General features: G+C 85.8%; 1 protein-coding gene. It reads right to left on the minus strand.

Annotated features, from left to right (window positions below):
• On the minus strand, positions 1-664 hold a 664-nt coding region (locus ACRYR7_RS25575; RefSeq protein ID WP_432575203.1), incomplete at its 3' end, for a universal stress protein.
• Positions 665-864: the final 200 nt, after the last annotated feature.

Raw genomic sequence — 864 nt, forward strand, 5'->3', positions numbered from 1 at the left:
CGCCCCCCGCCGGCGGCCGGCGGGCCGGGCGGGGGGGGGCCGGGGGGCCCCGCCCCCCCCCCCCCCCCCCCCCCCCCCCCCCCCCCCCCCCCCCCCCCCCCCGCGACTCGCGGCGCAGCGCCGCCTCGGCGGCGGCCAGCTCCAGCGCGGCGCAGGAGGCGGCGGAGCCGTCGAAGCCGACCACGACGCCGCGGGTCCCCTCGGCGTCGGCGCCCACCGCCACCGCCGGGCACCGCGCGTGCTGCGCCAGCGCCAGGGCGGTGGTGCCCGGGCGCCCGGCGCGCCGGCCCGGCCCGGTCACCACCAGGTCGGCGTCCTCGGCCTCCCGCAGCAGCACCGCGCGCACCGGGCCGCGCTCGAGCGAGGAGCTCACCGGCACCGAGGGGGTGCGGGTGCGCACGAGCCGCTCGGCGCGCTGCAGCGCCCGGCGGGCGCGCTGCTCCTCGGCGGCGGTGTCGCGCGGCGGCGGCGGGGGCGCGGCGCCCAGCCCGTCGGCCCACAGCCCGGCCGGGCCCACCCCGGCCGCGTCCTCGTGCGGCACGGCGTGCACGAGGTGCACCCGCGCGCCCCGGCGGGCGGCCTCGGCGGCGGCCCACCGCAGCGCCGGCGCGGCCGTACCGGCCTCGTCGACGCCCACGACGATCGTCCTGCTCCCACTGTCCACGACTACCTCCTCGGCGGTCGCCGGCCTCCTCGCGCGGTCCCTCCGGCCGCGACGGCGAGGCCCCGGCACCCCCATGGTGCGCCGCGCGGGCGCCGGGCGGTAGGGGGTCGGCGCGGGGGCACGACCGCGGGCGCGCGACTCGGGCGCACGACCCGGGCGCACGACGAGGGGCCGGGCCCGGCGCTGCTGCGCCCGGCCCG

Origin of the sequence: Kineococcus gurbantunggutensis (genome assembly GCF_050871925.1) — a bacterium.
Taxonomy (GTDB): domain Bacteria; phylum Actinomycetota; class Actinomycetes; order Actinomycetales; family Kineococcaceae; genus Kineococcus.